Source organism: Motilibacter aurantiacus (genome assembly GCF_011250645.1).
GTDB classification, from domain to species: Bacteria; Actinomycetota; Actinomycetes; order Motilibacterales; family Motilibacteraceae; genus Motilibacter_A; species Motilibacter_A aurantiacus.
The window spans coordinates 38,682-43,570 of the sequence record NZ_JAANNO010000014.1 but is presented as its reverse complement, the minus strand read 5'-3'; the positions used below and the strand labels follow the sequence as shown (position 1 = coordinate 43,570).

The 4,889-nt window shown below is 74.8% G+C and carries 2 protein-coding genes; both read right to left on the bottom strand.

The features are described 5' to 3' along the window. Positions 1-115: 115 nt before the first annotated feature. A complete protein-coding gene (locus tag G9H72_RS18270; RefSeq protein ID WP_166173808.1) occupies positions 116-1,084 on the bottom strand; it encodes an LppX_LprAFG lipoprotein in 969 nt (322 codons plus the stop codon). Between the two features lie 72 nt (positions 1,085-1,156). Next, on the bottom strand, positions 1,157-4,889 hold a 3,733-nt coding region (locus G9H72_RS18265), incomplete at its 5' end, for an Ig-like domain repeat protein (protein WP_196791373.1).

Here is a 4,889-nt window from a genome sequence, read left to right as displayed (position 1 = left end):
CCCCGCAGCCGCCGATCCCCCGCAGCCGCCGATCCCCCGCACGCCGATCCCCACAGACGCCAGGGCGCCCGCCGTGACGGAGTCACGACGGGCGCCGACGAGCACGAAGAAGCGATCAGGCCCCGGCGGTCGCAGCCGGCTCGGCGGCGTCGCTCCCGCCCCCGAGCCCGGACCCGAGCCCGGGTGCCTCGCGGACGGAGCCGGGAGCCGGGGTCTGGACCGTGACCGGCGTGCCGAAGTCGTACATCTCGATCGTCAGGGTCAACGACATCTGCCCCGCGTCCCCGGTCGGAGCGGGCTTCGGCGCCGAGGTCGCGTCGCCGGCCGAGCTCCCGGCCCCGCCGGCCGACATCGTCAGCTTGCGCAGCCGCCCCTCGTCGTCGATCCACGCCTCGAACGGCCAGGCGTCGCCCAGCGCCGCGAGCTGGTCCTGCTGCGCCTGCGGCAGGGACTGCGCGAGGGCAGCCGGGTCGATCGTGCCGGTGTAGTGGTCCGTGCGGTCGCCGCGCACGTCCTCCTCGCCGGCGAGCACGACGTCGCTCGTCGCCGACGTGAGCACCCCGAGGGCGGCGGCCGGGTTGCCGGACGCGAGACCGCCCAGGCCCTGCGGCACCTCCTGCTTGATCCACTGGCCCGGGCTGGCCGGGTTCTGCACGTAGACCGCGTCCTTGGCGACGATCGTCTTCACGCTGACGGACTGGCCGCCGAGCCCCGTCGTCACGGTCATCGAGCCGCGCTCGGCGGCGAAGTCGAACGCGCCGGTGGCGCTGACGTCCTGGGCCTGGCCGGCGAGGCCGACGCCCGCCTGCATCTCGATGCGGGCGGTGCCGGCCGCGAGCGTGGCCCTCTGGCTGTCGGCCAGGACCTGGGCGAAGTCGCCGGAGGCGGTGGGCCCGGAGGGGCTCGCCGACGCCGCGACGCTGCCGGCGGGGGCCGGAGCGGCCCCCTCGTCGGAGCTGCCGCCGCAGGCGCTCAGCCCGAAGGCGAGCGCGGCGGCGAGGGCGGTGGCAGGGATCGCGCGGTGCATGGTCTCCTCAACGAGCCAGTGGCAGTTGCCGTGCCCGGGCGGGCGGGCCTTCGCCATCCCTCTGCCCTGCCCGGCCACCGGACACGCGCGCCCCTCGCGGTCACATCGGCGGGGGCACGGCCCGCCCGGCTACTCGTAGCGCACCGGCGCGGCGTGCCGCCCGAGGACGGCGCCGTCAGGGGCGTACACCGACACCGTCAGGTCGTAGTCGCCGCGCGAGTACCCGAGCGGCCCCTGCCAGGCGAAGTAGAAGAAGGTGTCGACCTCCGGCTGGTACAGCAGGCAGTTGGCCGCGTCGGGCACGGACGGCCCGGCCGCCGGCTGCGCGGCGATCCGCACCCGGCACCCCCTGACCAGCGCCTGCGCCGCGGCGTCCGGGATCGGCCATCCGTCGTCCCCGAGGACCTGCGTGCGCACCAGCACCCAGGCTCGCGGGTCGGCGGAGAGCACGCTCTGGCCCGGGTCGTTGAACGGGGCCGCGAAGCGCCCGACGACGTACGTCCCGTCGACGACGAGCGGCAGGGTGACCGTCGCGGTGCCCGCGGCACTGGTCGCCGTGAACAGGACCCGGTACGTGCCCGCGTCGACCGGCGTCCCGCTGATCACGTACCCGCCGTCCGGCGAGCCGGAGAGCGCCAGCCCGCGGGGCAGCCCGGCGGCCCGCAGCGTCGGGGCCGGGTGGCCCGTCGTCCGCACGGCGGCCGAGTACGCCACCGTGCGGGCCGCCCCGGGCAGCGCCGTCGTCACGATGGCCGGGGAGCCGAGCACGTCGAGCGTCGCCGATGCGGTCGAGGCGGCGAGGACGGGGTCCTCCGTGCCCGTGGCCCCGCCCCCGGGCAGCGGCACGTCCGCGCTGCCGAAGAAGGCACGGACGGTCAGCCGGCCGGCCGGGAGCGTCGGCCCCCCGAGCCGTACGGTGCCCGCGCTGTTGGTCGCCCGCGCCACCAGCGAGACCACCCGCCCCGCCGCGTCGGTGACGACGAGGTAGACGGGCTTGGAGCGGACGGGCAGGTCGCGGGCGGTGAGCGTCGCCGACACCCCGGAGTCCTCGGCCGCCGGGTCCTGGGTGACGACCAGGCTGGTCCCGAGCTTGCTCACGGTGACGGGCAGCGGGTCGCTCGCCGCGGGCGACAGCGTCGACGACCCCTCGAAGGCGGCAGTGACGTCGTGCACGCCGGGGGTCGCGAGGAGCGGCAGGTCGGCCCGGGCGACGCCCGTCGCGTCGGTGACGGCGGTTCGTGAGGCGCCTCCGATGGTGAACGTCACCGGCTGCCCCGCACGTTGAGGGGCGTCCAGCGTCGCCTGCACCGGAAGCGTGCTTGCGTAGACGCCGCCCGTGCTCCCGGGCAGGCGCAGGGTCACCGCGGTGGGGACGGTGGCGGCGGTGGGGTCGACCCCGGGGGTGTAGTACGTGCCGGAGTTGTCGGCGACGCCGACGAGGCCCACGCCACTGACCGCCTGGGCGAGGTAGCGCACGTCCGCCGCCGACTGGCCGGCGGGCAGCGCGAGCCGCCCCGACCAGCGCGTGGAGTCCTCCGGGTCCTGCTGCAGGTCGAGCGAGGACCAGGTGCCGTGCCACGGGGAGCCGCGGGTGCCGGTGTAGGTGACCCACGCCTGCTGGACACCCGCGGACGGGTCGCCGACGACCCGGGCGGAGAACGTGACGGAGCGGCCGTCCTCGGCGATCTCCGCGCGGGCCCCGGACAGGCTGGGCGGGGAGCTGAGCGACGGGACGTTCTGGCCGTACGTGGCCGTGTCGGAGCTGTAGAAGAGCTGCAGGCCGACGGCGGAGTAGCGGCGCTGCGTCGTGGTGGTCGACCCCGGCGCGTCGGAGCGGTACTGCGTCGGCGTCAGCATCAGCCGCGTCTGCCCGGTCGCGCTGCCTTCGGAGATCGCGTCGAAGTAGTTCACCCGGGCGAGCCGGTTCGGGAAGAAGGCCGCCGACACGAACGGCCCGTGGACCGAGCTGTACTCCGTCGCCGGCGCCCCTGTCAGGGGCGTCACCCCGTCGGTGTCGGTGTACGACCCGCTGCGCAGGCCGACCCCGCGCAGGGCCCGGCCGGGCACCGAGACATTCTCGTCGACCAGTGGGAGGGCGGGCTCCGCCGGGTTGGTGACGATGCCGTCGGGGCCGGTGAGGTAGGACGCCGTGACGTCCGGCCCCTCGGTGCTCTGCAGCGGCCGGTCGACGGTGGACAGCTGCGGCTCGAGGGTCACCTGCGCCACCTGCAGCCCGAGGCCCCCCGCGTCGCTGCCCGGGCCGCTGGTGACGGGGGCCGGAGCGGCGATCGAGGAGTCGTCCTCGGGGGTGAGGCGCTGCCCGGGAAGGTCGACGCCGAGCATGGGCAACCCGTAGAGCGTGGCCTCGAGCAGGGCCTTCTCGTGGATCCCGCGCAGCTCGGGGGTCTCGGCGAGGTACTCTCGCTTCGCGGCGGCGAGCGCCTCCCCCACGGCCACCGGCCCGGAGCCGGTGCGCAGCTGGCGGGTGAAGCCGAGGTACAGCCGCTCGGAGTACTCGAGGAAGTCGGTGTCGCCGTACTGGTACCCGGTCCCGGCGACCAGGATGGCGCCCTGCTGCGCGAAGGCCTGTGACCAGTCCAGCGGGTCGGTCACCTGGGGGATGCCTTCGTCGTCGACGATGCTGTAGCCGGAGTGGCAGCCCGCGCTGTAGACGAGAGCGTTCCGGAACAGGCCCGGCGGCGCCGCTGCGATCTCGGCTGCGCCGAGAGTCGACTCGTCGTCGGCGGCCAGCGCGTTGTTGGCGCTGAAGTGGCCGGCGAGGAAGACCACGTCGTGGCGGGACCCCAGAAGAGAGGTTCGCAGGTCGTCGGCCGTCCAGGACGTTGCGCGGCTGGGCTGGCCGCCCGATGGGGTCCGTGTGCTCGGCGGCACGCCCTGGTCGGTGATGAGCGTGTCGTTCCGGTTGCCGCCGATGCCGCTGCTCAGCTCCGCGGCCACCGCGTCCGCAGCGTCGGTGAGGAAGTCGTAGCCGGTCACGAGCGACGACGTGGGGGCCGGGAGGGCGCCGCCGCCCAGGCCGAGGAAGTTGTCGATCGTCGCGCCGATCTCGGCCGGGGTCTCGACCAGCCGCCCGACGGGCAGGTCGGGCACCGGGACCGTGGAGCCCTTGGTCGAGACGTCGAACTCGGCACCGTACGCGTCCTGGCCCAGCACCTGGTTGCGGCGCAGGCTGGCCTCGGAGGCGGAGTCGTGCGCGAGCGGCGGGACGTAGTCCTCCTCCGGGCCGAGGCCGGAGCGGTCGGCGTAGCGGAAGAACGGGATCACCGCGTCGTCGCCGACGAGCACGACGTCCTTCAAGGACCCCGAGCTGTCGCGGTAGGAGTTGACGATGTCACGGATGGCCTGCGCGACGAGGTTCTTCGCGTAGGGGCAGCTGGCGTGCGCGTCGGCCTGCTCGTTGAGCCGGCGCACCTTCGCGCTGGCGTCGACGTCGACCACGACGCCGTCGACGCGCGAGGCGAGGGCGTCGAGCTTCTGCGCCAGCTGCGCCTTCTGCTGCGCTGTTCCCGGGACCCGCGCGCTGTCGGTGAGGATGACGGTCGACCGCCCGCTGCCGCCGGGCAGCGTGGGCTCGTCCGCGTACTCCTGGACCTGGCCGCAGGTCGACCCCGTGACGGCGGCCGTGATCTCGAAGGGGTCGCTGGAGGAGACGCCGTTGCGGCCCTGCACCCGGACGTAGTAGTAGCCGGTGTTGTTCCACGTCGAGGCGGTGATGTCCTCCGACGCGGTGCCCTCGCGGGCGGAGACACCGACGAGCGTGCGCGCCTGCGCGTTGGAGTAGGACTTGAGGAACACCTCGGGGCTGAAGACGGACGGGCTGAACACCGAGGGCGAGAAGACC

Coding starts and splice junctions, on each gene's coding strand:
- G9H72_RS18270 (WP_166173808.1), bottom strand. CDS start 1,084: ATGGCGAAGGCCCGCCCGCCCGGGCACGGCAACTGCCACTGGCTCGTT.